The sequence below is a fragment of the Microvirga ossetica genome (assembly GCF_002741015.1).
In the GTDB taxonomy this organism is placed as follows: domain Bacteria; phylum Pseudomonadota; class Alphaproteobacteria; order Rhizobiales; family Beijerinckiaceae; genus Microvirga; species Microvirga ossetica.
The window spans coordinates 3,929,430-3,954,094 of record NZ_CP016616.1; the positions used below are offsets into that span (position 1 = coordinate 3,929,430).

At 65.2% G+C, this 24,665-nt stretch carries 23 protein-coding genes; 14 read left to right on the forward strand and 9 right to left on the reverse strand.

The window, feature by feature from the left end; all coding sequences use genetic code 11:
* Positions 1–5: 5 nt before the first annotated feature.
* The gene (carB, locus tag BB934_RS18795; protein ID WP_099510997.1) at positions 6–3,476 is read right to left on the reverse strand and encodes a carbamoyl-phosphate synthase large subunit; all 3,471 of its coding nucleotides are present in this window, start codon (positions 3,474–3,476) and stop codon (positions 6–8) included.
* Positions 3,477–3,682: 206 nt separating this feature from the next.
* Between carB and BB934_RS18800 the strand changes: the two genes are divergently transcribed.
* The 3 genes from BB934_RS18800 (at position 3,683) to BB934_RS18810 (ending at position 6,265) form a co-directional block, all read left to right on the forward strand.
* Positions 3,683–4,468, forward strand: coding sequence for an SDR family NAD(P)-dependent oxidoreductase (locus tag BB934_RS18800; protein WP_237050013.1), 786 nt, complete (start codon positions 3,683–3,685; stop codon positions 4,466–4,468).
* Between the two features lie 31 nt (positions 4,469–4,499).
* Entirely contained in the window at positions 4,500–4,895 is a 396-nt protein-coding gene (locus BB934_RS18805; RefSeq protein WP_099510998.1) for a GtrA family protein, read from the forward strand.
* A gap of 158 nt (positions 4,896–5,053) precedes the next feature.
* Positions 5,054–6,265 carry an MFS transporter gene (locus BB934_RS18810; protein WP_418294708.1) on the forward strand — a complete coding sequence of 404 codons (1,212 nt, stop codon included), beginning with the start codon at positions 5,054–5,056 and terminating at the stop codon, positions 6,263–6,265.
* 110 nt (positions 6,266–6,375) lie between these two features.
* Here the strand turns inward: BB934_RS18810 and BB934_RS18815 are convergent, their stop codons facing one another.
* The 4 genes from BB934_RS18815 to carA form a co-directional block, all read right to left on the reverse strand.
* The gene (locus tag BB934_RS18815; RefSeq protein WP_099511000.1) at positions 6,376–7,092 is read right to left on the reverse strand and encodes a class I SAM-dependent methyltransferase; all 717 of its coding nucleotides are present in this window, start codon (positions 7,090–7,092) and stop codon (positions 6,376–6,378) included.
* Positions 7,093–7,191: 99 nt separating this feature from the next.
* A complete protein-coding gene (locus BB934_RS18820) occupies positions 7,192–7,740 on the reverse strand; it encodes a cupin domain-containing protein (RefSeq protein WP_099511001.1) in 549 nt (182 codons plus the stop codon).
* An 80-nt stretch (positions 7,741–7,820) separates the two neighbouring features.
* Entirely contained in the window at positions 7,821–8,195 is a 375-nt protein-coding gene (locus BB934_RS18825) for a hypothetical protein (protein ID WP_099511002.1), read from the reverse strand.
* Between the two features lie 141 nt (positions 8,196–8,336).
* On the reverse strand, positions 8,337–9,545 hold the full coding sequence (gene carA, locus BB934_RS18830; protein ID WP_099513021.1) for a glutamine-hydrolyzing carbamoyl-phosphate synthase small subunit: 1,209 nt from the start codon (positions 9,543–9,545) through the stop codon (positions 8,337–8,339).
* Positions 9,546–9,688: 143 nt separating this feature from the next.
* Between carA and BB934_RS18835 the strand changes: the two genes are divergently transcribed.
* The 4 genes from BB934_RS18835 to BB934_RS18850 all read left to right on the forward strand — a co-directional run bounded on the left by BB934_RS18835 (position 9,689) and on the right by BB934_RS18850 (position 12,677).
* Positions 9,689–10,147, forward strand: coding sequence for a GatB/YqeY domain-containing protein (locus BB934_RS18835; protein ID WP_099511003.1), 459 nt, complete (start codon positions 9,689–9,691; stop codon positions 10,145–10,147).
* A 1,228-nt stretch (positions 10,148–11,375) separates the two neighbouring features.
* Complete coding sequence (locus BB934_RS18840; RefSeq protein ID WP_099511004.1) at positions 11,376–11,573, forward strand: hypothetical protein; 198 nt, start codon at positions 11,376–11,378, stop codon at positions 11,571–11,573.
* Positions 11,552–12,175 (forward strand): LysE family translocator, encoded by a 624-nt coding sequence (locus BB934_RS18845; protein WP_099511005.1) that lies wholly within the window; start codon positions 11,552–11,554, stop codon positions 12,173–12,175. Before BB934_RS18840 ends, BB934_RS18845 begins: the two co-directional genes overlap by 22 nt.
* Before the next feature lie 73 nt (positions 12,176–12,248).
* On the forward strand, positions 12,249–12,677 hold the full coding sequence (locus tag BB934_RS18850) for a low affinity iron permease family protein (RefSeq protein WP_099511006.1): 429 nt from the start codon (positions 12,249–12,251) through the stop codon (positions 12,675–12,677).
* Positions 12,678–12,718: 41 nt separating this feature from the next.
* Here BB934_RS18850 and BB934_RS18855 read toward each other — a convergent pair whose 3' ends face one another.
* Together BB934_RS18855 and BB934_RS18860 are read right to left on the reverse strand one after the other, a co-directional pair.
* Entirely contained in the window at positions 12,719–13,123 is a 405-nt protein-coding gene (locus BB934_RS18855) for a VOC family protein (protein ID WP_099513023.1), read from the reverse strand.
* Positions 13,124–13,462: 339 nt separating this feature from the next.
* Positions 13,463–13,804: a hypothetical protein gene (locus tag BB934_RS18860; protein WP_099511007.1), complete on the reverse strand. Its 342-nt coding sequence runs from the start codon at positions 13,802–13,804 to the stop codon at positions 13,463–13,465.
* A gap of 214 nt (positions 13,805–14,018) precedes the next feature.
* Here BB934_RS18860 and dnaG point away from each other — a divergent pair, with 214 nt between their 5' ends.
* Together dnaG and rpoD are read left to right on the forward strand one after the other, a co-directional pair.
* Complete coding sequence (gene dnaG, locus BB934_RS18865) at positions 14,019–15,911, forward strand: DNA primase (protein ID WP_099511008.1); 1,893 nt, start codon at positions 14,019–14,021, stop codon at positions 15,909–15,911.
* 193 nt (positions 15,912–16,104) lie between these two features.
* Entirely contained in the window at positions 16,105–18,102 is a 1,998-nt protein-coding gene (gene rpoD / locus BB934_RS18870; protein WP_099511009.1) for an RNA polymerase sigma factor RpoD, read from the forward strand.
* 41 nt (positions 18,103–18,143) lie between these two features.
* On the opposite strand, the gene BB934_RS18875 is transcribed toward rpoD, so the two are convergent.
* A complete protein-coding gene (locus BB934_RS18875) occupies positions 18,144–19,403 on the reverse strand; it encodes an MgtC/SapB family protein (RefSeq protein ID WP_099511010.1) in 1,260 nt (419 codons plus the stop codon).
* A 177-nt stretch (positions 19,404–19,580) separates the two neighbouring features.
* On the opposite strand from BB934_RS18875, the gene BB934_RS18880 reads away from it, so the two are divergent.
* The 4 genes from BB934_RS18880 to BB934_RS18895 all read left to right on the forward strand — a co-directional run bounded on the left by BB934_RS18880 (position 19,581) and on the right by BB934_RS18895 (position 21,722).
* Positions 19,581–19,982, forward strand: coding sequence for a CidA/LrgA family protein (locus BB934_RS18880; protein ID WP_099511011.1), 402 nt, complete (start codon positions 19,581–19,583; stop codon positions 19,980–19,982).
* The gene (locus tag BB934_RS18885) at positions 19,975–20,697 is read left to right on the forward strand and encodes an LrgB family protein (RefSeq protein WP_099511012.1); all 723 of its coding nucleotides are present in this window, start codon (positions 19,975–19,977) and stop codon (positions 20,695–20,697) included. The genes BB934_RS18880 and BB934_RS18885 overlap by 8 nt, the downstream gene beginning before the upstream one ends.
* Positions 20,698–20,764: 67 nt before the next feature.
* Positions 20,765–21,268 carry a DUF1801 domain-containing protein gene (locus BB934_RS18890; RefSeq protein ID WP_173909469.1) on the forward strand — a complete coding sequence of 168 codons (504 nt, stop codon included), beginning with the start codon at positions 20,765–20,767 and terminating at the stop codon, positions 21,266–21,268.
* Between the two features lie 10 nt (positions 21,269–21,278).
* A complete protein-coding gene (locus BB934_RS18895; protein ID WP_099511014.1) occupies positions 21,279–21,722 on the forward strand; it encodes a DUF1801 domain-containing protein in 444 nt (147 codons plus the stop codon).
* Between the two features lie 262 nt (positions 21,723–21,984).
* Here BB934_RS18895 and BB934_RS18900 read toward each other — a convergent pair whose 3' ends face one another.
* On the reverse strand, positions 21,985–23,106 hold the full coding sequence (locus BB934_RS18900; RefSeq protein ID WP_210422107.1) for a serine hydrolase domain-containing protein: 1,122 nt from the start codon (positions 23,104–23,106) through the stop codon (positions 21,985–21,987).
* Positions 23,107–23,289: 183 nt separating this feature from the next.
* On the opposite strand from BB934_RS18900, the gene BB934_RS18905 reads away from it, so the two are divergent.
* Entirely contained in the window at positions 23,290–24,564 is a 1,275-nt protein-coding gene (locus BB934_RS18905) for a dicarboxylate/amino acid:cation symporter (RefSeq protein ID WP_099511015.1), read from the forward strand.
* Positions 24,565–24,665 lie beyond the last annotated feature (101 nt).

Below are 24,665 nucleotides of genomic sequence, written 5' to 3' on the forward strand. Positions count from 1 at the left end.
ATGCCTCAGGCAAAATATTCCTGAAGCGCCCGGACTTCGAGATCGCCGCTGAGGTATGCTTTGATGCCCTCGGCCGCAGCGACCGCTCCTGCAAGAGTGGTGTAGTAAGGTATCTTATGCAAGAGGGCAGCCTGTCTTAAAGACCGGGAATCCGACAGGGCGCCGGCCCCTTCGGTGGTATTGAAGACGAGCTGGATATCGCCGTTCTTCATGGCGTCGACCACATGGGGCCGGCCTTCCAGAACCTTGTTGATCCGCCTGGCCTTGACGCCCTCGGCCTCGAGATATCTCTGGGTGCCGGCCGTCGCCAGGATCTGGAACCCGATCTCCTCCAGCATCTTCACCGCCGGCAGGATGCGGGACTTGTCGGAATCGCGCACGGAGACGAAGAGCGTTCCGGTCTTGGGCAGCTGGCTTCCGGCACCGAGCTGGCTCTTGGCGAAAGCGATGCCGAAGCTGCGGTCGAGGCCGATCACCTCGCCCGTCGAGCGCATCTCCGGCCCGAGCAGCACGTCGACACCCGGGAAGCGGTTGAACGGGAACACGGCCTCCTTCACGCCGATATGCGGCAGGTCCTTCGGCGTCAGGCCGAACGTGGCCAGACTCTCACCGGCCATGATCCGGGCCGCGATCTTGGCAATCGGCTCGCCGATCACCTTGGCCACGAACGGCACCGTGCGCGAGGCGCGGGGATTGACCTCCAGCACGTAGATCGTGCCGTCCTTGATGGCGTATTGCACGTTCATCAGGCCGCCCACGTAGAGGGCGAGGGCCAGGGCCTTCGTCTGGCGCTCCAGCTCGGCGATGATCTCCGGCGACAGGGAGCGCGGCGGCAGCGAGCAGGCCGAGTCGCCCGAATGGATGCCCGCTTCCTCGATATGCTCCATGATGCCGGCGATGAAGCTGTCCTTGCCGTCGCAGAGGCAGTCCACGTCGACCTCGATCGCATCCGAGAGGTAGCGGTCGAAGAGCAGGGGATTCTTGCCGAGCACCGTGTTGATCTGGCCGGTCTTGTCGTTGGGATAGCGGGCCTTGACGTCCGAGGGGATCAGGCTCGGCAGGGTGCCGAGCAGGTAATCCTCGAACTGGGTCTCGTCGCGGATGATCGCCATGGCCCGGCCGCCGAGCACGTAGGATGGCCGCACCACGAAGGGCAGGCCGAGATCGGCGGCGATCATGCGGGACTGCTCGACCGAATAGGCGATGCCGTTCTTGGGCTGCTTCAGGTGCAGCTTGTCGAGCAGGCGCTTGAACCGGTCCCGGTCCTCGGCGAGGTCGATGGCGTCCGGCGAGGTGCCGAGGATCGGCACATCCGCCTCTTCCAGGGCGCGGGCGAGCTTGAGCGGCGTCTGGCCGCCGAACTGGACGATGACTCCGTGCAGCGTGCCCTTGGAGCGCTCGGTCTCGATGATCTCCAGCACGTCTTCCTGCGTCAGCGGCTCGAAATAGAGCCGGTCGGAGGTGTCGTAGTCGGTCGAGACCGTCTCCGGGTTGCAGTTGATCATGATGGTCTCGAAACCTGCGTCCTTCAGGGCGAAGCAGGCATGACAGCAGCAATAATCGAACTCGATGCCCTGGCCGATGCGGTTCGGACCGCCGCCGAGGATGATGACCTTCCTGGCATCGGACGGATTGGCCTCGTCGGCGGGCTTGCCGGCGAAGGGAGCGGTATAGGTCGAGTACATGTAGGCGGTCGGCGAGGCGAATTCGGCCGCGCAGGTGTCGATGCGCTTGAAGACCGGGCGCACGGCGAGAGCGCGGCGCAGCTCGCGCACCTCGGCCTCGGTCTTGTGCGTGAGCACGGCGAGGCGGGCATCGGAGAAGCCGAGCGCCTTGATCTGGCGGAAGGCGCCGGGCGTCTGCGGCAGGCCGTGGGCCTTCACCTTGGCTTCCATGTCGACGATGTCCTGGAGCTGCTCCAGGAACCAGCGGTCGATCTTGCAGGAGGCATAGACCTCGTCGTGGCTGATGCCGAGGCGAAGCGCCTGCGCCACTTTCAGGATCCGGTCCGGGGTCGGCGTGCCGATGGCCGCCTTGATGGCGTTCCGATCGTCGCCCTTGCCGAGGCCCTCGATATCGATCTCGTCGAGGCCGGTGAGGCCGGTCTCCAGCGAGCGCAGCGCCTTCTGCAGGGATTCGGGGAAGGAGCGGCCGATGGCCATGGCCTCGCCCACGGACTTCATCGCAGTGGTCAACGTCGGCTCGGCGCCGGGGAATTTTTCGAAGGCGAAGCGCGGAATCTTGGTGACCACGTAGTCGATGGTCGGCTCGAAGGAGGCAGGCGTCGCGCCGCCGGTGATGTCGTTGGCGATCTCGTCGAGGGTGTAGCCGACGGCGAGCTTGGCCGCGACCTTGGCGATCGGGAAGCCGGTCGCCTTCGAGGCCAGAGCGGAGGAGCGCGACACGCGCGGGTTCATCTCGATCACGATCATGCGCCCGGTTTCCGGGTCGATCGCGAACTGCACGTTCGAGCCGCCGGTTTCGACGCCGATCTCACGCAGCACCGCCAGCGAGGCGTCGCGCATGATCTGGTATTCCTTGTCGGTCAGCGTCAGGGCAGGCGCCACGGTGATGGAATCGCCGGTATGCACGCCCATCGGATCGAAGTTCTCGATGGAGCAGATGATGATGCAGTTGTCCGCCTTGTCGCGGACGACCTCCATCTCGTACTCCTTCCAGCCGAGCACGCTCTCCTCGATCAGCACCTCGTTGGTGGGAGAGGCGTCCAAGCCCCGCTCCACGATGTCGAGGAACTCCTCGCGGTTATAGGCGATGCCGCCGCCGGTGCCGCCCATGGTGAAGGACGGGCGGATGATCGCGGGCAGGCCCACCTCGGAGAGCGCGATCAGGGCCTCGCCCATGGCGTGCTCCTGGTAGCGCTTGCGGCGGTCATTCTCGCCGGCATCCCATTTCAGCTTGTAGCTCGAGATCACCCGCTTCTTGTCGCCGGGGTGCATGTCGAGAGCCTCGAGCCGGGCGAGCTCGGCGAGATAGGCGTCCCGGTCGGCCTTCTTCAGGGCCGAGGCATTGGCCAGGCGCGATTTCGGCGTGTCGAGGCCGATCTTGGTCATGGCCTCGCGGAAGAGCTGGCGGTCCTCGGCCTTGTCGATGGCCTCCGCCGTCGCGCCGATCATCTCGACGTTGAACTTCTCCAGCACGCCCATCTTCTTGAGCGACAGGGCGCAGTTCAGCGCCGTCTGGCCGCCCATGGTGGGCAGGATCGCGTCGGGGCGCTCCTTCTCGATGATCTTGGCGACGATCTCGGGGGTGATCGGCTCCACGTAGGTGGCATCCGCGAGATCGGGGTCGGTCATGATCGTCGCAGGGTTCGAATTCACCAGGACGATGCGGTAGCCTTCCTCCTTCAGGGCCTTTACGGCCTGTGTGCCCGAGTAATCGAACTCGCAGGCCTGGCCGATGATGATCGGTCCGGCGCCGACGATGAGAATGGAGGAGATGTCTGTCCGCTTTGGCATTGGGCCACCCAGGCGTGTCCAGCCGCGCGGCCGTAAAGCTACGGCGCTTCGAGCGCAGCCGGGATGTGATCGGATTGTAGGTTGAGAGAGGCTCTTACACGGACCTTGAGCAAATTCAAAGGCCCGAGCCATGATTTAGACAGGCAATGCCCATGCGGTTAGATCCGCTAAAGGCGAGGCAGGAACGGAGCTGGGAAAACATGGCCATGATCGAAGAACCGCGCTGGGCGTTGATCACGGGGGCATCGAGCGGCATCGGCGCGGAGCTGGCCCGCGCTTTTGCCGCCCGGGGATATGCGCTCGCCCTGACCGCCCGACGGCACGAGAGGCTCGAGGGGCTCGGCGAAGAGATTCGCCAAGCCCATGGCGTCCCGGTCGAGCCGATCGCCCTCGACCTCGGGGACCGGGAGGCGCCCTTGGACCTTCACGACATGCTCCGGGAGCGGGGCATCGCGGTCCACACCCTCGTCAACAATGCCGGGTTCGGGCTGCGGGGGTATTTCGAAAGCCTTCCGCACGAGAAGCAGCTGGCCATGATCGACCTCAACGTGACGGCGCTGACCTCCCTCTGCCGCCTCATGCTGCCCGGAATGATCGAGCGCCGGCAGGGCGGCATCCTGAACGTTGCCTCCCTCGCGGCCTTCCAGGCCGGGCCCTACATGGCGGTCTATTACGCGACCAAGGCCTTCGTGCTGTCCCTGTCCGAGGCGCTGCACGACGAGGCCAAGCCGCATGGGGTCACCGTGACGGCGCTCTGTCCCGGACCGACCGAGAGCGAGTTCTCGGATACGGCGGGCCTGAAGGATTCGCGGCTCTTCGAGGCGGGCGTCATGTCCTCGGCGGAAGTCGCCCGTGCCGGAATCGACGGCTACGAGGCGGGAAGGGCCATCGTCATTCCCGGGACCAGGAACCGGGCGGGGGCGCTTGGCTCGAAGTTCGCGCCACGCTCCGTCTCCCGCAGGATCGCCGGGCTCCTACAGGGAATGAGGTGACGGGCCGGCCTGAAGCGGCTATCGAAGCGCCGTGACCGTCTCTCGTCCTCTTCACGGCCTCGCCCGGCAGTTTTCCGCCTTCTTCGGCGTCGGCCTCGCCGCGGCCGTGGTCCATTACGGGCTTCTCATTGCGCTCGTGGAGGGAGCCGGCGCGCACCCGGTTCCGGCGACGCTTGCGGGCTATGTGGCCGGCGGTGCTGTTTCCTACGTCCTCAATCGCAGGCACACCTATGCCAGCGACCGGCCGCACCGGGAGGCCACCTGGCGCTTCGCCCTCGTCGCCTTCGTCGGCTTCCTGGTGACCTGGGTCCTGATGCATGCCTTCACGGTGTGGCTCGACGGGCCCTATCTTCCAGCGCAGATCGTCACCACGGGCGTGGTCATGCTCTGGAGCTTCGTGGCGCACAAGATTTGGACATTCGCCTAGACTGTCTGTCCGTTAATGCGGCATCGGACGAGGTTTCAAACGTCCCGTGCAGGGCAGGGCTGCATTCCGGCGGGTCCCGCGAATCTTTTTGCGGTGCAATATAAAGCTTCGTTCCTTTTCCGATATTTCCCAAGAAGCCTGGGGCCTTCATTTCCGACATGACCGTTGCCGAGGAAGTCTGTCCGACCGCGAAGGACGGGGCTCCCGCCGTTGTGCAATCGCGACTGGCCGTCGCGCTGATCGAGCTGGCGCTTGCGGTCGGCAGCTTCGGCATCGGCACGGGCGAGTTCGCGATCATGGGCCTGCTGCCGAACCTCGCCCAGGAATTCAACGTCACGACGCCCCAGGCCGGACACGCCATCAGCGCCTATGCGCTCGGCGTCGTGGTCGGCGCTCCGATCATCGCCGTGCTGGCGGCGAAGCTCGCGCGCCAGACGCTTCTCCTCTTGCTAATGGCGGTCTTCGCCGTCGGCAATGTGGTCAGCGCCGTGGCGCCGACCTTCGAATCCTTCGTGCTCCTGCGCTTCCTCACCGGCCTGCCGCACGGCGCCTATTTCGGCGTCGCCGCGCTGGTGGCCGCCTCCCTGGTCCCGCCCAACAAGCGCACCCAGGCGGTCGCCCGGGTCATGATGGGCCTGACGGTCGCGACCCTGCTCGGCACGCCAGTAGCGACCTGGTTCGGGCAGGCCCTGAGCTGGCGCATCGCCTTCGGCGCCGTCGGCTTCATGGGCGCGCTGACGGTCGTCCTGATCTGGCTCTTCCTGCCGAAGGACAAGGTGCAGGAGGGCGCAAGCCCGATGCGCGAGCTCGGGGCCTTCAGGCGCAAGCAGGTCTGGTTCACGCTTGGCATCGGCGCGGTCGGCTTCGGCGGCCTGTTCTCCGTCTTCTCCTACATCGCCTCGACCGCGACGGAGGTCGCCGGGATGCCGGAAAGCGCCGTCCCGATGATGATGGCACTCTTCGGCTCCGGCATGATCGTGGGCAATCTCGTCGGCGCGTGGTTCGCCGACAGGAACCTGATGGCGACCATCGGCGGAACGCTGGCTTGCAGCGTGGTGGTGATGACGGTGCTCTGGCTCACCGCCGAGAACCCGTTCATGCTCTCGGCCTGCGTCTTCCTCGTCGGCTGCAGCGTCGCCATCGGGCCGGCGCTTCAGACCCGGCTCATGGACGTGGCGGCCGACGCGCAGACCCTTGCTGCGGCCCTCAACCACTCGGCCTTCAACATCGCCAATGCGCTCGGCGCCTGGCTCGGTGGGCTTGCGATCGGGGCAGGCTACGGCTTCGCCGCGACCGGATGGGTCGGCGCGGCTCTCGCCGTTGCAGGGCTGGTGGTGTTCGGCGTGTCGCTCTTAAGCGATCAGCGCTAAAGCATCGGACCCAAAAGTGGTCCCACTTTTGGGATCAAATCCGATGCTCTCCCTCTTGGCTGGCGCATCGTTGAAGGCGGAAAACCGGAACCACTTTTCCGCACGATGCGCTAGACGAGGTCCTCGCTGTCGCGGGCCTGAGCGGGACGCGCCACAAAGGTCATGCGGGCCTGATTGTGGCCGAGATTGCGCGCGGCACGCTCGGGCTCGAAGCCGACATCCTTGAGAAGGTCGACGATCTCCTCCTCGCTGTATTGGGCAAGGCCGATTTCCTCGCGGATCTTGCGATATTCCGAGAACGCGGTGCGGGCGAGGCCGGTGACGGCCGACCGTAGGAACCCACCCTGCCAGGCGAAGGAGAGCAGCGCCTTCGCATCGGTGATGGGGCTGATGTCGGGCGGGATGATGTCGCCCAGAACCAGCCGTCCATCGCTCTTCAGCTTATCGCGCGACAGCGACAGCAGAGCGCGGAACTCGTCGAGGGAGAGATACTGGACGAGCGAGTTCACCACGATGAGGTCGAGCGAAGCCTCGGGCAGATGGGGGACGTCATCCGTCGAGAGAACGGTGATCCGCCCGTTGCCCCTGAACCTGTCGTTCAGGCGCTCACGCACCAGCGGCGCGGCATCGCTCAGATAGAGACGGGCGCATTTGGTCGCGATCGTATCCGCGAACAGCGCTTCGCCGCAGCCGTAGTCGAGCACGATCGCCTCAGGCGAGGGGATGAGACCCGCGATGTCGCTGGCGATCAGGCGGTAGTGCAGAAGCTTGTGCCGCTCGCTCGTATAGATCGGCGTGTCCTGGTTCCAGTAATCGCGCCAGTTCATTGGAAGAAGTGCCCCGCTTAAGTCCCTGGCCATGAGTCATGGAGCGTACGGCACCGTTTCGCAACACCGGCTTTCGACGTTTGGAAGGTCTTCGCGCTCTCAGGTCCAGAGCTTGACGAGCGGACCGTCGGCGCCGTCCACCGGATCGGCGTCCGGCACGGGGACTTGCGCGATGCGCTGCTGCGAGGCTGCGAGCGTTCCGGGATCGTCACGGATCGTGTCGTAATCGGCGCCGTTCGGATAGGCGCCGACCACCGAGAAATCGTCGCTCGCTTCGATGCAGGCATGGGCGACGCCGGCCGGGATCACGACCACGTCGCCGGCGCTCACGCCGACGAGGTCGCCATCCTCGCCGCCGAAACGGACCTGGGCCGACCCGGAGACGATGCCCAGCACCTCATGGGCGTTGGAATGATAGTGATGGAAGTCATGGATGCCGTTGATCCAGGCATTCGTCCAGCCGTTCCTGGCGAAGGTCGCCTTGAAGGTCCTGACCGCGTCATGTTCGGAGGGCGAGACCGCCCCGCGCCGCACGATCAGCGGCAGGGACGAGTTCGGAACGATGCCGTTGCTGCGGAAGACGTAAGTCTCCGTCCCGAGCGGGGCATTGTAGCCATGCGGGTCGCCATAACCTTTTGCCTGAGCCATGAAACTCTCCCGTGAGGTCGGGAGAAAACGTCCGGCGCAGGCGAAAGATCGAACGGGGCCTCGCGAAGCCTCTTCCAGTCCTACATGCCGATGAGCATCGCCGCGACGGCGCGGTCGATGGACAGGTAGAACATCCCGAAGGCGACGAGGGCGGCGATGGCGAATTCGGCCGCCTGGCTCTTCATGATGCGGAACCGGGCGAACAGGTTCTGCCCGAAGACCGAGATCAGCCAGGCCGCCGTGAGCACCACCGGGAAGATGAAGAGATAGGACCAGGTGCTCTCGACCGTGCCCACATGGCCGGGGTCGATCAGGGGACGGATGTTGCGCACCCAGGGAGCGTAGAGCGCGGCATAGAGCGAGGTCAGCCAGGAGAGCGTGACCGCGATGCCGAGATGAAACGTGAACAGGTTGTGCAGACGGCTGAATTCGCCGGAATCGTCATCGAAATCCATTGGAGAAACCCCCAAACCAAGGACCGGAATCATTTGCTTTTTATGGTTAATGATCGGTTACCGTGATTTGGGCGGCCGGCGCAACCGACCCATTGTCGCGGCGCCGGCTCTCCCAACACATTTTCGTCAGGCTTTGATCTGTCAGGCCTTCTTCTTCTCGTCCATCAGCTGCACGAAGCGGTCGAACAGGTAATGGCTGTCCTGCGGGCCGGGCGAGGCCTCGGGGTGGTACTGCACCGAGAACGCCGGGCGGTCGGTGAGCGAGATGCCGCAATTCGAGCCGTCGAAGAGCGAGACATGGGTCTCGACCGCGTTCGTCGGCAGGGTCTGCGGGTCGACCGCGAAGCCGTGGTTCATGGAGGTGATCTCGACCTTGCCGGTGGTCCTGTCCTTCACCGGATGGTTCGCCCCATGGTGGCCCTGGTGCATCTTCTTGGTCTTGGCGCCGACGGCGAGGCTCAGCATCTGGTGGCCGAGGCAGATGCCGAAGGTCGGGATCTTCTCGTCGAGCACCTTGCGGATCACCGGCACCGCATATTCGCCGGTCGCGGCCGGATCGCCGGGGCCGTTCGACAGGAAAACGCCGTCGGGCTTGAGCGCCAGCACGTCCTCGGCCGAGGCGGTGGCGGGGACCACCGTAACCTTGCAGCCGGCGCGTGCCAGAAGCCGCAGGATGTTGCGCTTCACGCCGTAATCGATGGCGACCACGTGATGCTTGGTCGCGCCGTCCTGATGGCCGTAGCCTTCGCCCCGCGTCCAGGTGGTCTCGTCCCAGCCGTAGCGCTGCGCGCTGGTGACGAGCGGCACGAGGTCCTGGCCGTCCATGGAGGGGAGGGCGGCGGCCTTGGCCTTCAGGGCTTCGAGGTCGAAATTGCCCTCAGGGCTATGGGCGATGACCGCGTTCGGCATGCCCTTGTCGCGGATGAGCGCGGTCAGAGCCCGCGTATCGATGCCGGTGAGGCCGACGATGCTGCGGGCTTTCAGCCAGGCATCGAGATCGCGGGAGGCGCGCCAGTTGGAGGGTTCGGTGATCGAGGCCGCCAGCACGGCGCCGCGCACCCCGGAGGACGAGGCGGCGTTGACGCTCTCGGTGTCTTCCTCGTTGGTGCCCACATTGCCGATATGCGGGAAGGTGAAGGTGATGATCTGGCCGGCATAGGACGGGTCGGTCAGGATCTCCTGGTAGCCCGTCATCGCGGTGTTGAAGCAGACCTCGCCGGTCGCCTCGCCGAGAGCGCCGATGCCGAAGCCTTCGAGAATCGTGCCGTCCTGAAGCACGAGAACGGCCGTCGCGCGCGGCTCGGTCCAGCCACCCGAGAGGGACCCGGCGGTGTCTTTGTCTTGCAGCATCGTCATGATCTCTTGTAAGTCCGGGGCCGAGAGGCCGTGCTTGAGCAGGCCAGAACCAAGCCGCCCGTGAACTATCCCCGTGACTTAAGGGGCCATGCGCGTCCCGTCAACGCTCGAGCGACTGAAAAACCAAGGAGAACCCCATGCTGCGCGACCGTTTCACCGCCGAGATGAAGGAGGCCATGAAGGCCGGCGAGAAGGGCCGCCTCGGCGCCATCCGCCTGATCCAGGCTGCCCTGAAGGACAAGGACATCGAGGCCCGCGGCAACGGCAAGGAGCCCCTCTCGGACGAGGAGATCCTGGCTCTCCTGCAGAAAATGGTGAAGCAGCGCCAGGAATCGATCGCCATGTACGAGCAGGGCGGGCGCACCGAGCTTGCCCAGCAGGAGAAGGACGAGGTCGCGGTGATCACCTCCTACCTGCCGCAGCAGATGGACGAGGCCGAGACCAAGGCCGCCATCGAGGCCGCCATCGCCGAGACCGGCGCCGCCTCCATGAAGGACATGGGCAAGGTCGTCGGCGCGCTGCGCGCCAAATACGCCGGCCGCATGGACTTCGCCAAGGCGAGCGGCCTCGTGAAGGATCTGCTGCCGAAGGGGTAAACCGGCTGTCACCGCGGACGGTGCGCGAGTGACGATCCGGGATCGGGTGCTCTTCTCTCCCCACCTATCTCGGGCTTGCCCGAGGGTGGGGGTCGCAAAGACGGGATGCTGCGTGTCATCCAGCAGGCCTCAGCGCCGATACAGCCACCTCTCCCCGGTGGGGAGAGGTCGAGCGCAGCGAGGGTGAGGGGGTACAGGTCGATCCGGAGAGGGTGTAACCCCTCCCCCGCGCCTCCGGCGCGACCTCTCCCGCAAGGAGAGGTGGGCTGCGCCCGTCTCGTCCAGCTCTCTCAAGCCCCACCTCGTCCCGGGGATCCACGTCTTGACAGCGCAGAGGGTCGCAAGACGTGGGTGGCCGGATCGAGTCCAGCCATGACGGCGAGGGGAGTGGCGATCTTCGATGTCAAAGAGCGATGTCAAACAGCCAGCACCATGGGGCCCGGAGCCGTTTGGCTCCGAGCCTTTTGGTGCGATCGAGGGTGGCGCGAAGGGCGGCCCGGCTCGATGATGCATGGTGATGATGGAAGAGCCGGGAGGCCGCTTCGCGCACGGCTTTTTTAGGCGGACAGGCGGTGCCGGTTCGGTGACTGCGCCAGGCGGGAACCGCAACGTCAGCGGGGGCCTGGGACCAATCCCTATTCAGCGGCACGCAGCCTGGGCCTCCCGTCGACAGGGGTGCGAGACCTGTCACGGGACCGTGCCTGCTCCCACACTGCGACGCCTCGCGAGCGCGCCCCTCGTCAGGAGCAGATCCTGCGCAAGGGTATAGCTAAGATTGGGAATGATGTCAAGAACAAAGTGAGAACATAACGTTGCCCGCGCTCTTCCGCTCACCCCCTCCTGTCACCCTCCCACGTCATGGCCGGCCTCGTGCCGGCCATCCCGAACGGTGAGGCGCGGCGCCTTTCGCATCGAGATCCCCGGGACAAGCCCGGGGATGACGTGAGAGGATGAGGCGAACCGTCAGTGTCAGTCCCGGCCGGAGATGGCGCGGCCAGCGGAGAGAACGGGAATCCATAGCGTAGAGCGTGGGACTGGATCCCCTTCCCGGTCCTGCGGACCGCCGGGGATGACACCGGCGCTATTCCCCTCTCCCGGGCGGGAGAGGGGCAGGGGTGGGGCTTTCACAAGCAAAGCGCGTCCACCCTCTCCTGCGGTGCGTCCCGCTCAGCGCCTCATCCGGCACCGGCCTGCCCTCACCCCGACCCTCTCCCGACCGGGAGAGGGAATGTCGCTTGCCCGTCGGCTGCGGATCGCCGGGCGGCGGCTCGGGATTGGGCAGTGGAGGGAGACGGGCGATGCGGCAGGCGATTTCCTGCTCGGGGTTTTCCCGCCCATCGTGTTAAGAAGGGCGACGGTTCTCCTTATCGATGAGGCATCCGCGGGAGCGGGCGACGGTGACACATGGGCCTTGAACTCTGGCTGATCTATCTCGTGTCCGCCATCGGCCTCTCGCTCACACCCGGACCCAACGGGTTGCTGTCGTTGACGCATGGAGTCTGCTACGGCTTTCGGCCGACGATCTACACCGTGCTCGGCGGGGCGCTCGGGTTCTTCATCCTCATCGCCGCGTCGCTCGCCGGCATGGGGGCCCTGCTCGCCGCCTCGGAGCAGGCCTTCACCATCGCCAAGTGGATCGGTGCGGCCTACCTCGTCTATCTCGGCATCCGCATCTGGCGGGCGCCGGCTTCCGTCCTGGAGGTTGCCCGGCAGGAGGAGGGACCGCGCAGGGCGCGTCCGCTCTGGATGTTCAACCAGGGCTTCCTGGTGGCCGTGTCGAACCCGAAGGCGCTGATCTTCTTCGCGGCCTTCCTGCCGCAATTCATGGTGACGGGCGTCTCCTTCACGGTTCAGCTTGCCATCTTCGGCGGCACCTTCGTCATCGTGGAGGTCCTCTACGAGCTGCTCCTTGCCGTCATGGCCGAGCGAATCGCGCCCTGGCTGACCCGCCACGGCCGATGGTTCAACCGCGCCGCCGGCGCGACTTTCGTCGGCATCGGCGCGGCGCTGACCACGGCGAGCCGCTAGAGGCCGCGCAGCCTCGAATTGAACGGAAAAGCCAGCTCGACCGTTATGATTCCGCAAGCGCTGCGGAGCCGCAATGGACAAATTCTTCGCCAAGTTCGCCAATGCCACGGCCCATGTGGCGGGAACGCCGGCGGTGTTCCTGGCCTGCGTCGTCGTCGTGCTGGTCTGGGCCGTGTCGGGCCCCTTCTTCGGTTTCTCGGAGACGTGGCAGCTGGTGATCAATACCGGAACGACCATCGTGACCTTCCTGATGGTGTTCCTGATCCAGAACACGCAGAACCGCGACGGCGCCGCCGTGCAGACCAAGCTCGACGAACTCATCCGGTCATCGAGCGCAGACGACGTGTTCATGGGAATCGAGAAGCTGACCGACAAGGAGCTGGAAGTTCTCCACGAGCGCTGCGAGCAGATGGCCAAGGAAACCCAGGTCACCTTGCAGAAGACCAAGGCCGAACGCGCCAAGCGGGCCAGCAAGTCGGCCGAGCGACGGCGCAGTGCCTAAGGTCGGAACCATCGATCCCCGATCATCCGACCCCGGGATCGTCACGGGCGGCCGTCCGTGAATTGAACGAGATCCCATAGATTGCCGTATAGATCCTCGAAGACCGCAACGATGCCGTAGGAAGCCTGTTTCGGCTCGCGGACGAAGGTGATGCCTGCCTCGATCATGGCGGCATGATCGCGCCGGAAGTCGTCGGTCCGGAGAAACAGGAAGACCCGGCCGCCGGCCTGGTTGCCGATGAACGCTTCCTGATGAGCCGTGGACGCACGCGCCAGCAGCAGCGAGGTGCCTGCGCTTCCCGGCGGCCTGACGATCACCCAGCGCTTGTCCTGCTCCGGCTGGTAGGTGTCCTCGACCAGCTCGAACCGAAGCTTGTTGACGTAAAAGTCGATGGCGTCGTCGTAGTCGCGAACGACGATGGCGATATGAGCAATGCTCTGGTTTATGGTGCCCCACCCGCTTCCAAAGCCGCAGATTGGAGTGCTGACGTTTCCCAAGCAAGCAACGTCATCTTGTCATGGCGGCTCTTCATCTGCGGCCAGCCTCGTCAGGACCTGAAGGTCCGGCTCACAAATCTTAATCATCATGAGGCGCAGACGCCTTCTCCCTCCCCCTTGTGGAGAGGGCTGGGGTGGGGGTGCCGGCGCCGGAGCCTGATAGGCTATCGCTCACACCCCCACCTCCAACTCCTCCCCACAAGGGGGAGGAGGGTTGCCCTCGCTTTACGAGCCAGACGCTCAGGGTGAGGGCTGAGGAAGCAAACCGAATTTCGGGCTAGGCAGCCCTCAAACGCGAGCGTGGCGATCGACGCAGTCGTCGTCCAGAAGGTCGTGAAAGCTGATCCGGATCCGACTGGCGTGCCGGGTCCTATCGGCCGCGGCACCCAGACCGATCAGCACGTTCATCTCGCCCACGAGACAATCGGCACTGTCTGCCAGTCTCAGCCGGACCTGGCGATGGCGCACATGCGCCTCGAAATCGTTGAGGAGGAACAGCGTCTCGGGATCGATGTCGATGTCGACGCGGCCGAAGCGCTTTCCGTCCCCGCCGGTTGCCACTTCGAAGCCTGCCAGAAGGTGGTGGAACTCCGTCGGCCATTCGACGATGGGGTTTTGAGTAAGCGGCATGGATCGGCCCTGAGCTTGGAAAAACCTTTCCTGTGAAAGGCTTCTTCCTATTCAATCGACGGCCACGCTTCGGGGTTCCGTCGGAGGCGGTCTTGAGAAGCAAGACTCCTGCATCCAGCCCTGTGGATAGCGGGTACAGACAAGCGTGGCCTTGGGTTTTTAACCTCGCGGCAGCCGCTCTAGTTTATGGAGCAGGTTTGGAGATTCACGCCTCGTGCGCTACCCGCCCCAAATCCTCGAAGAGATCCGCGCCCGGCTTCCGACCTCGGCGGTCGTCGGCAAGCGTGTGCGGCTGAAGAAGGCAGGGCGGGAATGGAAGGGGCTGTCGCCGTTCAACGCGGAGAAGACGCCGAGCTTCTACGTGAACGACCAGAAGCAGTTCTACCATTGCTTCTCCTCCGGAAAGCACGGGGACATCTTCACCTTCCTCATGGAGACCGAGGGGCTGTCCTTTCCCGAGGCCGTCGAGCGGCTCGCAGGCGAAGCGGGGGTGCCCCTGCCCAAGCTCTCCCGCGAGGACCGGGAAGAGGAGGTGAAGCGCAAGAGCCTTCACGACGTCATGGAGATGGCGGCGGAGTTCTTCGAGACCTCGCTGCAGGGCCGCTTCGGGGCGAAGGCGCGGGACTACCTCGCCGGGCGCTCTTTGAGCCGCGACACGCAGGTGCGCTTCCGCATCGGTTATGCGCCGCCCGAGCGCTTCGCCCTGTGCGATCATCTCGCCGGCAAGGGCGTGAGCGTCGAGATGATGGAGGAGGCCGGGCTCGTGATCACGGGCCAGGACGTGAAGATCCCCTACGACCGCTTCCGCGACCGGGTCATGTTTCCGATCTGCGACCTGCGCGGGCGCGTCATCGCCTTCGGCGGACGGGCCATGAGCGCCGACGTGCCGGCCAAGTATCTCAACTCGCCCGATACGCCGCTCTTCAACAAGGGGCGGCTCCTCTACAACTATCACGCCGCCCGCCAGCCGGCCCATGACCGGGGCACGGTGATCGCGGTCGAGGGCTACGTGGACGTGATCTCGCTCAGCGTCGCGGGCTTTCCCCACGCGGTCGCGCCGCTCGGCACTGCGCTCACCGAGGATCAGCTGACCCTGCTCTGGCGTCTCGCGGAGGAGCCGATCCTCTGCTTCGACGGCGACAAGGCCGGGCAGCGGGCGGCCTATAGGGCGCTCGATGTGGCCCTGCCCAACCTGACGGCGGGCAAGTCCCTGCGCTTCGCCATGCTGCCGGAGGGCCAGGACCCCGACGATCTTGCCCGCGCCGGCGGCAGCGCCGCCGTCGAGCGGGTGCTGGCCTCGGCGCGGCCCCTCGTGGACGTGCTCTGGGCGCGCGAGCTCGAGGCGGGACCGCTCGATACGCCGGAGCGGCGGGCGGCCCTGGAGCGGCGCCTGCGCGAATCACTTGCGCTGATTCGCGACGAAACCCTCAAGCGTTACTATCGGGAGGAGGTCGAAAGCCGGCTTTCGGGCTTAAGTCCCGATACCCGTTCGGGCCGTTTCAACCGCCAGGGCGGCGGCTCCCGGCGGGACTTCCAGCGGCCCCAGCCGGTAACGCCGAGCGCCCGCCTGAGCGTGTCGCCGCTGCTCGCGCGCAACCCGCTTTTTGCCGGAAACACGGGGGAGAGCCCCCGGGAGGCGATGATCCTCTCCACGTTCCTGATCCATCCGGAACTCGTTCAAAACCACGTGGAAACCCTTGCGGATCTTGAACTTGAGGGCCGGTCCACCCAAATGGTGCGCAGTCTCCTGCTCGATGGAGCGGCGAGCGGCGAACCTGCCGATCCGGCGGTCATGAAGGCTCGATTGGAACGGGCCGGACTGACACCGGCGGCGGACAGGCTGACAGGTCTGGTCCGTCCCGGCGACCGGTGGATGCTGGATCCGCATGCGGATCCCTTGCGGCTTGAGGACGCATTGAGGCAAGCCATCACCTTGCATCGCCGCGCACGCACGTTACATAGCGAACTTCGATCTGCCGAGCGCGCTCTCGCCGAAGAGGACAATGAGGCCAATCTCGCCTGGCTGCGGGAGGTCCAAAACCAGCTGTCCTCCGTCGAAGGTGCCGAGGCCGACATGGACAATGCAGGGACTCTCGGGGGTCACTGATGTCTCACACGTCAGGGTGCGACAGCAGGGCGGCTGCCGCAGTCCGGGCAGGGGATGGTTAACGGTTAGTCAAGCGACTCGCTGTTTATAGTCGGAATGAATTTCGGGTGGTGGAGCCTTCCAGGCTTGCCGCCCATTCGCGCATCGCAGGTCCTGTAGGGGGGATGGGCGAAGCGCTGGAGTTGAGCAAAGCATGGCAACGAAGACAACCGGCGGCGACGAAGGCGATACGACGACGACCGAGCAGCAGACCGACGGGCCTCTGCTCGACCTGAGCGATGCCGCCGTCAAGCGGATGATCAAGCTCGCGAAGAAGCGCGGCTATGTCACCTATGATGAGCTGAACGAGGTTCTGCCTCCCGAGGAGTTCAACTCGGAACAGATCGAGGACGTGCTCGGGCAGCTCTCGGAGATGGGCATCAACGTGGTCGAGTCCGAGGAGACGGACGAGAACGCTCAGGCCGAGACCGAAGAGGAGGAAGCCGACAGCGGCGACCTCGTCGAGACCGCGCAGACCCGCGCCGTCGTCGTCCGCGAGACGACGACCAAGGAACCGACCGACCGCACCGACGATCCGGTGCGCATGTACCTGCGCGAGATGGGCTCGGTGGAGCTTCTCTCCCGCGAGGGCGAGATCGCGATCGCCAAGCGCATCGAGGCTGGCCGCGAGGCGATGATCGCGGGCCTGTGCGAAAGCCCGCTGACCTTCCAGGCCATCATCATCTGGCGCGACGAGCTCGTCGAAGGCCGGGTGCTTTTGCGCGACATCATCGACCTCGAAGCCACTTACGCCGGACCCGACGGCAAGGGCGCGCCGAAGGTGGACGGTCTCGCCGAGGGCGAGGCCGAAGAAGAGACGGCCGAGACTGAGGAGGGCATGACCCCGCCCGAGGGCGAGCTCGACGACGACGACATGGAGAACAACGTGTCGCTCTCGGCCATGGAGGCCGAGCTGAAGCCGCGCGTGCTCGAAACCTTCGACTCCATCGCCGACAACTACAAGAAGCTGCGCCGCCTGCAGGTCGAGCATGTGGAACAGCGCATGCAGAACAAGCAGCTGACCCCGGCCCAGGAGCGCAAGTACAAGGAACTCAAGGCGGATATCGTCACCGCGGTGAAGTCGCTGTCGCTGAACAACAACCGCATCGAGGCCCTGGTCGAGCAGCTCTACGACATCAACAAGCGCCTCATCTCCCATGAGGGCCGCCTGATGCGCCTGGCCGAGAGCCACGGCGTCGCCCGCGAGGAGTTCCTCAAGCACTACCAGGGATGGGAACTCGATCCCAAATGGGTGCTGCGCGTCTCCAAGCTCGGCGGCAGGGGCTGGAAGGACTTCGTCGCCAAGGCGAAGGACGGCATCCACGACCTGCGCGAGAACATCCACAATCTGGCGAGCGAGACCGGCCTGGAGATCCAGGAATTCCGCCGCATCGTCATGATGGTGCAGAAGGGCGAGCGCGAGGCGCGCCAGGCGAAGAAGGAAATGATCGAGGCGAACCTGCGCCTCGTGATCTCCATCGCCAAGAAATACACGAACCGCGGCCTGCAGTTCCTGGACCTGATCCAGGAGGGCAATATCGGCCTGATGAAGGCGGTCGACAAGTTCGAGTACCGGCGCGGCTACAAGTTCTCGACCTATGCCACCTGGTGGATCCGGCAGGCGATCACCCGCTCGATCGCCGACCAGGCCCGCACGATCCGCATCCCGGTGCACATGATCGAGACGATCAACAAGATCGTCCGCACCTCGCGCCAGATGCTGCACGAGATCGGCCGCGAGCCGACCCCGGAGGAGCTGGCCGAAAAGCTCGCCATGCCGCTGGAGAAGGTGCGCAAGGTTCTCAAGATCGCCAAGGAGCCGATCTCCCTCGAGACGCCGATCGGCGACGAGGAGGATTCGCATCTCGGCGACTTCATCGAGGACAAGAACGCGATCCTGCCCATCGATGCGGCGATCCAGAGCAATCTTCGTGAGACGACGACGCGAGTCCTCGCGTCGTTGACCCCGCGCGAGGAGCGCGTGCTGCGCATGCGCTTCGGCATCGGCATGAACACCGACCACACCCTCGAGGAGGTTGGCCAGCAGTTCTCGGTGACCCGCGAGCGCATCCGTCAGATCGAGGCGAAGGCCCTGCGCAAGCTCAAGCATCCGTCGCGGAGCCGGAAGCTCCGGAGCTTCCTCGACAACTGAAGCAGGTTCAAAGGCGGGTTTCACGACCCGCCTTTTTCATGTCAACCGAAGAAGGCGAAGGCCGTTCCGCCCGCCGCGATGGCGGCGGCGCTCGCCGCCGAGACGATCCAGCCGGCCTTCATTCCCCCTAAGCTCACCGTCATCCCGGCCTTCACGACCGTGTTCACCGCCGCGGCGATGCCGATGCCGAGCGCTGCGGTCGCAAGGCCGATGCCGTTATTCGCCAGTCGCGCCAGCGAGAGCGTGATGGCATCCACATCGGCGATGCCGGAGAGGATCGCCAGAACGGTGATGCCGGCATTGCCCACGGATGTGCTGATCACCTTCGCCAGCAGGCTGATCACCGTGATCAAACCGGCGAGCTTCAACGCGGTGCCGAGCTCGAAGGGGCTCTTCATGGAAAGCTGCGGATGCTCGCTGCGTCCTCTGCCGTGGGTGAAGAACAGCAGGCCTGCGGTCGCGATCATCACGAGGCCTGCCGCGCCGAGGGGCCATGCGAGCGGGAGGAGAAGTTCCCGGTTCAGGGCGCTCGCCACGACCAGCACGCGGGCGACCATCACCGAACCCGACAGAAGGATGCCGCCGGCGAGCAGCGGGCTCGCATCCGGATGCTCGCGCGCCATGCGGGCGAGGGTGAGCGTGGTGGCGGTGGAGGAGGCGAGGCCGCCTGCGAGCGCCGCAAGCGCCACGCCGGCCTGGCTCCCCATGATCTTGACCGCGATGTAGCCGGCGAAGGACACCGCCGCGATGATGATGGCGAGCAGCCAGATCTCCGATGGGTTGACGGAATCCCATGGATCGACGGTCCGGTCCGGCAGCAGCGGCAGCGCCAGGAACGTCATGGCGAGCAGGATCAGCGCGGAGCGGATCTCCAGCCAGGTCAGCCGCCGCAGCCACTGGTGCAGCGGCCGCTTCAGCGCGAGGATGAGGGTGACGACCACGCCAGCTGCGATCGCAACCTGAAGCTCGCCGAGCACCGCATAGGCGCCGAGGGCGAAGGTGATGAGCCCTGCCACGACGCCGGTGACGCTGAAGTTGCCCTCCGCCTTCGCCTCCAGCCAGGAGAAGGCGGTGAAGGCCAGGGAAAATCCGAGAAACGAGAGGGCGAGGAAGGCGGCATCGGTATGGCTCGTCAGGACGGCCGACAGGGCGCCGAGCAGGGCGACCAGCGTGTAGGTGCGCAGGCCCGCGGTGCGCTCTCCCTCCGCCTCGTCCCGCTGCTGCCAGCCGCGCTCCAGGCCGACGAGCAGGCCGATGGCGAGGGCGACCGCCAGGCGAAAGAAGAGAGAGGTATCGTCCATCCGGCTTTTCGCCCTCCGTGCCCTTTGACCGTGCTCCTCCGGTTCGTATCATGGTCAAGCTTGGCGCAACAATGCCGGCCCGATCTGTCGGAGGCGGGCGCTTTGCATCGGACCGCGGCCATTATACCAGGGGCTCCGCACCCGCGTTATCGCGCGGCCGGATAGAGAGGCTTTTCCATGATCTTCGGTCTGACCGTCATCCTCCTCTGCCAGCTCCTCGGCGAGGTCGTCGCCCGCGGGGTCGGCTGGCCGCTGCCCGGTCCGGTGCTCGGGATGCTTTTTCTCCTCGTCTTCCTGAGCCTGCGCGACAGCGTCGCGAAAAAGGTGCCCGAACTCGGCAAGACCCTCGACTCGACGGGCAAGGGGCTTCTGGCGCATCTCTCGCTGCTCTTCATTCCCGCGAGCGTCGGCGTGGTTCAGCGGCTCGACGTGCTGGCGGATTACGGCACCGGCCTTGCCGTCGCGCTCGTCGTATCGACCTTCGTGACCCTGGTCGTGACGGTGGTGACCTTCGTCGTGGTGTCGCGCTTGAGCGGCTCGTCGATGGAATCCGCGGAGGAGGGCAAAGCCCGTGACTGACCAGGCCTTCTCGCTCTGGGTCTATCTCTCGCAGACCCCGCTGCTCTGGCTCGTCGTGACGCTCTGCGCCTATATCGTCGCGGACCGCATCTCGCAGGCCTTCAAGCGGCATCCGCTCTTCAATCCGGTGCTGATCTCGGTCGTCGCCGTCGCGCTCGTGCTGTGGGCGACGCGCACATCCTATCCGGTCTATTTCGAGGGCGCGAAATTCGTGCATTTCCTGCTCGGTCCCGCGACCGTGGCGCTGGCCATTCCGCTCTACGAGAACCGGCACATCGTGCTGCGCTCCATCGTGCCGATGACGGTGGCGCTCGTGGTCGGTTCGGTGACGGCCATCGTCTCGGCCGTGGGCATCGCGCAGCTCTTCGGCATGCCAAAATCCATCCTCATCTCGCTCGCGCCGAAATCCGTCACCGCGCCGGTGGGCATGGGCATCACGGAAGCGCTCGGCGGCGATCCGGCTCTCACGGCCATTCTCGTCATGCTCACCGGCGTCACCGGTTCGATCATGGTCACGCCGCTCATGAACGCCTTGCGCATGAAGGACTGGCGCGCCCGCGGCTTCGCGGTGGGGCTAGCCTCGCACGGCATCGGGACGGCGCGCGCGTTTCAGGTCAATTCGCTCGCCGGCACCTTCGCCGGCATCGCCATGGGCCTCAACGCGCTCGTCACCGCGCTGCTTCTGCCGCTGGTGCTGAAGCTGCTGCTGGATTAGGGCTCGTTTACACAATAGGAGCAGTATGAAGCGCGTCAGCACATCGCCAATCGTGAAGGCACCCATCATGACCGATCCTGCGGTTAAAAAGACCCCCAAGAAGCCGGCGAAGGCCGCAAAGGCGGCCACACCTCAGAAGTCGTCGATCCGCAAGCCGGCCAACGCCGCGCAGCCGACTCTCCTCTCGGGTGGCAATCCCCAGATCGCGAAAGGATATGGCGATGCTCTGGTGCAGGCTTACATCGCCGCCATGCCGGGCTGGAAGAGCGATGTCGGACGCCGCCTAGACGCGCTCATCGCGCGCACGATCCCCGATGTGCACAAGGCCGTCAAATGGAACTCGCCGCTATATGGCGTCGATGGCGAGGGGTGGTTCCTCAGCCTTCATTGCTTCACAAAATACATCAAGGTGGCTTTCTTCCGCGGTGCGTCGCTGAATCCTGCCCCTCCCGAAACATCCAAGCACAAGGATGTGCGCTACTTCCACATCCACGAAGATGACCGACTGGACGAAGCTCAGTTCGTCGACTGGGTGAAGCAAGCCGGCCAATTGCCCGGCGAGAGAATGTGAGCGACAACGGATGAAGAAAGCGACGACAATCATGAAGAAGAACGATGCGGTGGAGGCCAATGAAGGGGACAATCCCTCTCGGCTGATCGATGCAAAAATCGAGGAGTTGAGCGACTGGCGCGGCGAGACGCTCGCCCGTGTCCGAAATCTCATCAGGCAGGCCGATCCCGACGTGGTCGAGGAGTGGAAATGGCGAGGCGTTCCGGTGTGGTCGCATGCCGGCATCATCTGCACCGGCGAGACCTACAAGACCGTCGTGAAGCTGACCTTCGCCAAGGGGGCTTCGCTGGAGGATCCTTCCGGCCTCTTCAATTCCAGCCTCGAAGGCAATACCCGACGCGCCATTGATATCCGTGAGGGCGAGACGATCGATGAAGAGGCGCTGAAGGCGCTCATCCGTGCTGCGGTCGCGCTCAACATGTCGAAGAAAGCCGCCGGGAAGGTGAAATCTTAAAACCAGATTGGCATTTCTCCCTCTCCCGGGTGGGAGAGGGTCGGGGTGAGGGAAGGCCGGTGCCGGATGAAGCGGTGAGGGAGACGTGTCGCGGCGGAAGCGGTGGCGCTGGGTCGATCATGCGCCCCACCCTCACCCCTGCCCCTCTCCCGCTCGGGAGAGGGGATGTGCTGTATAGACTTTGTGCATGCTGGATGAGGTGTCGAGTTCCGACCTTCACCCGTCATCCCTTCTCGCAAGGAAGGGGAAACATGCATCACACCTAAAGCGGTTTCTCGGACGGCTGCGGATCGTTCGTTCCCAAGCTGCCGGTCGTCTCGTTCTCCTTCGGCAGCAACGCCGGAACGATGCCGTCCGCGACGAGCGCATGAAGCTGTCCGACATAATTGTCTTCACGCGAGGGTTCCGTGGAATTGGAGGCCATCGTCACCGTCAGCCCGAGGCTCGGGATCACGTAGAGCATCTGCCCACCGAAGCCCCAGGCGTAATAGGCCATGTGTCCGTGCATCTCGCGCAGGAACCAGCCATAGCCGTATCGGTCGCCGGTGAAGGGGGAGGACGTGCGCGGCGTCCAGGATTCCCGAACCCAGTTCTCCGGCACCACGCGCTTGCCGTCGATAGTGCCGCCGAGCCGGTACATCTCGCCGAAGCGATGAAGCGCGCGTGGCGAGAGCGCCATCTCGTTGCCGCCGAGAAAGATGCCCTGCGGATCGCGTGTCCACGGCGCGATCGTGATCTCGAGAGGCTCGCCGAGCCAGTCGCGGGCAAGCTCCAGGGTGCTGCGCTTCGCGGCGCGCGTCAGTGCCGCCGAGAGGAGATGCGTGCTGCCGGTGGAATAGAGCATGCGCCCGCCGGGCTCGTCGACGAAGGGACGCGAGAGCGCGTAGCGGACCCAGTTGCCGCTGCCGATCCAGGCGCCGTAATTGCGGCCCGAGGTGCGCTCCAATCCTGCCTGCATGGAGAGCAGATGGCCGATGGTGACCTGCCGGATCCGCGCATCGGCATCGGACGGAATGCTCGGCCCGAGGATCGATGCGATGGGCTGCCCGGTGCCCTGCAGGACGCCGCGCCCGATGGCGACGCCGACGAGCGCCGAGATGATCGTCTTGGAGGCCGACTTGATGTTCGTCGGCCGGTCGAGCCGCGCGCCCTGGAGCGCCCGTTCCGCCAGCACAGTTCCGTCATGGGACACGATGAGCGAGCGGAGATTGGGCACAGCCGCGGCGCGCTCGACCGTCTCCTCGATCAGCGTCCTGTCCGGCGTGAGAGGAGGGGCGGCAGGCTGTGCGGACGCGCCGAACGCCAAGGTCAGCGCCAGGAGGAACGCCAATCCGGCTTTAGGGTGGGCGAAGCTTGAGAGGAGATGCATGAAGAGCTGGGACATCCATGGCGCTGTCGCACAGAACGGAAAATGGACGGGCATTCCGGAGGGGCAACGTCTCACACGCCATTGTGAGCCCCTCCCACCCATGCGGCGCTCCAGACCCTGCCCTGCGCCGGCCGCAATTGAGCTTTTGCGCCAAAAGCTCTATTTGCACGTGAAATTCGTGAATATAAGGCAATCAACATGTTTAAATCGTGGTTTACCCGCCCGCTCTGGCAGCGGGTTGCGGTGGGCTTCGCCCTCGGCATCCTGGCCGGCGTGCTGGCGGGCGAGCAGGCGGCGATCTGGTTCAAGCCGCTCGGCGACATCTACCTGAACCTCGTGCGGATGATCGTCATCCCGCTCGTGTTCTTCACCATCACGTCGAGCGTAGCCAGGCTGGCGGAGGCCGGCAACGTGGCGAGCTTAGGGTTGCGCACCCTGTTCTGGTTCATCGCCACCTCGGCCATCGCCGTGCTGGTGGGCATCGCCTTCGGCCATCTGATCGATCCCGGCCTCGGCCTGTCGAACCTGCCGCTCGGCGAGGTGAAGCCGCGTACGATCCCGAGCCCGCTCGAGGTGCTGATCGGCATCGTGCCGACGAACCCGATCAAGGCTATGGCCGACACCAACGTGCTGCAGGTGCTGTTCTTCGCCGGCATCGTCGGCGCGGCCCTCGTCTCCCTGGGGGAGAAGACCGCCGGCATCCGCAACCTGGTCGATCAGGGCGCGACGCTCGTCTTCCGCATCACGCGCTGGGTGCTGCAGCTCACGCCCATCGGCACCTTCGGCCTCATCGCCTGGGTCGTCGGGCGCTACGGCCTTGCCTCGCTGCTCCCGCTCGGCAAGTTCATCGCGGCCATGTATCTCGCCTGCCTGTTCCACATCGTCGTGGTCTATGGCGGCCTCTTGAAGCTGCACGGCCTGAAGGTCGGCCGCTTCTTCCGCGGCGCGGCGCCTGCGATGCAGATGGCCTTCGCCACCTCGTCGAGCCTTGCCACCCTGCCGATGTCCCTGCGCGTCGCCGTCGAGAAGCTCGGCGTGCCGCAGAGCTATGCGAGCTTCGCGGTTCCGCTCGGCGCCAATGTGAAGATGGACGGCTGCGGCGCGATCTATCCCGCCATCGCCTCGATCTTCATCGCGCAGTATTTCGGCCTCGACCTCTCGCTGACGCAGTACGTGCTGATCGGCCTCACCGCCGTTCTGGGCTCGCTCGGCACCGCCGGCGTGCCGGGCACCTCCATCGTCATGCTCACGCTGACCTTGAGCACCGCGGGCCTGCCGCTGGAAGGAATCGGCTATATCGTCGCCATCGACCGCGTCGTCGACATGATGCGCACCATGACCAACGTGACGGGCCAGATTCTCGTGCCGGTGGTCGTGGCGCAAGAGGAGCGCGTTCTCGACCGGGCCGTCTACGACGGCACCGTCGAGACGCACACTCCGACGGGGGAAGCCGTTCTCGTCGCCGCCGAGTAATTGTCGTGTAAGCGAGCCAATAAGAAAGGCGGGCCGTCTCGGGCCCGCCTTTTCGTTTGAATTTACGTCCTTCAGGGGCTTGCTTGGACAACGATAGTGCA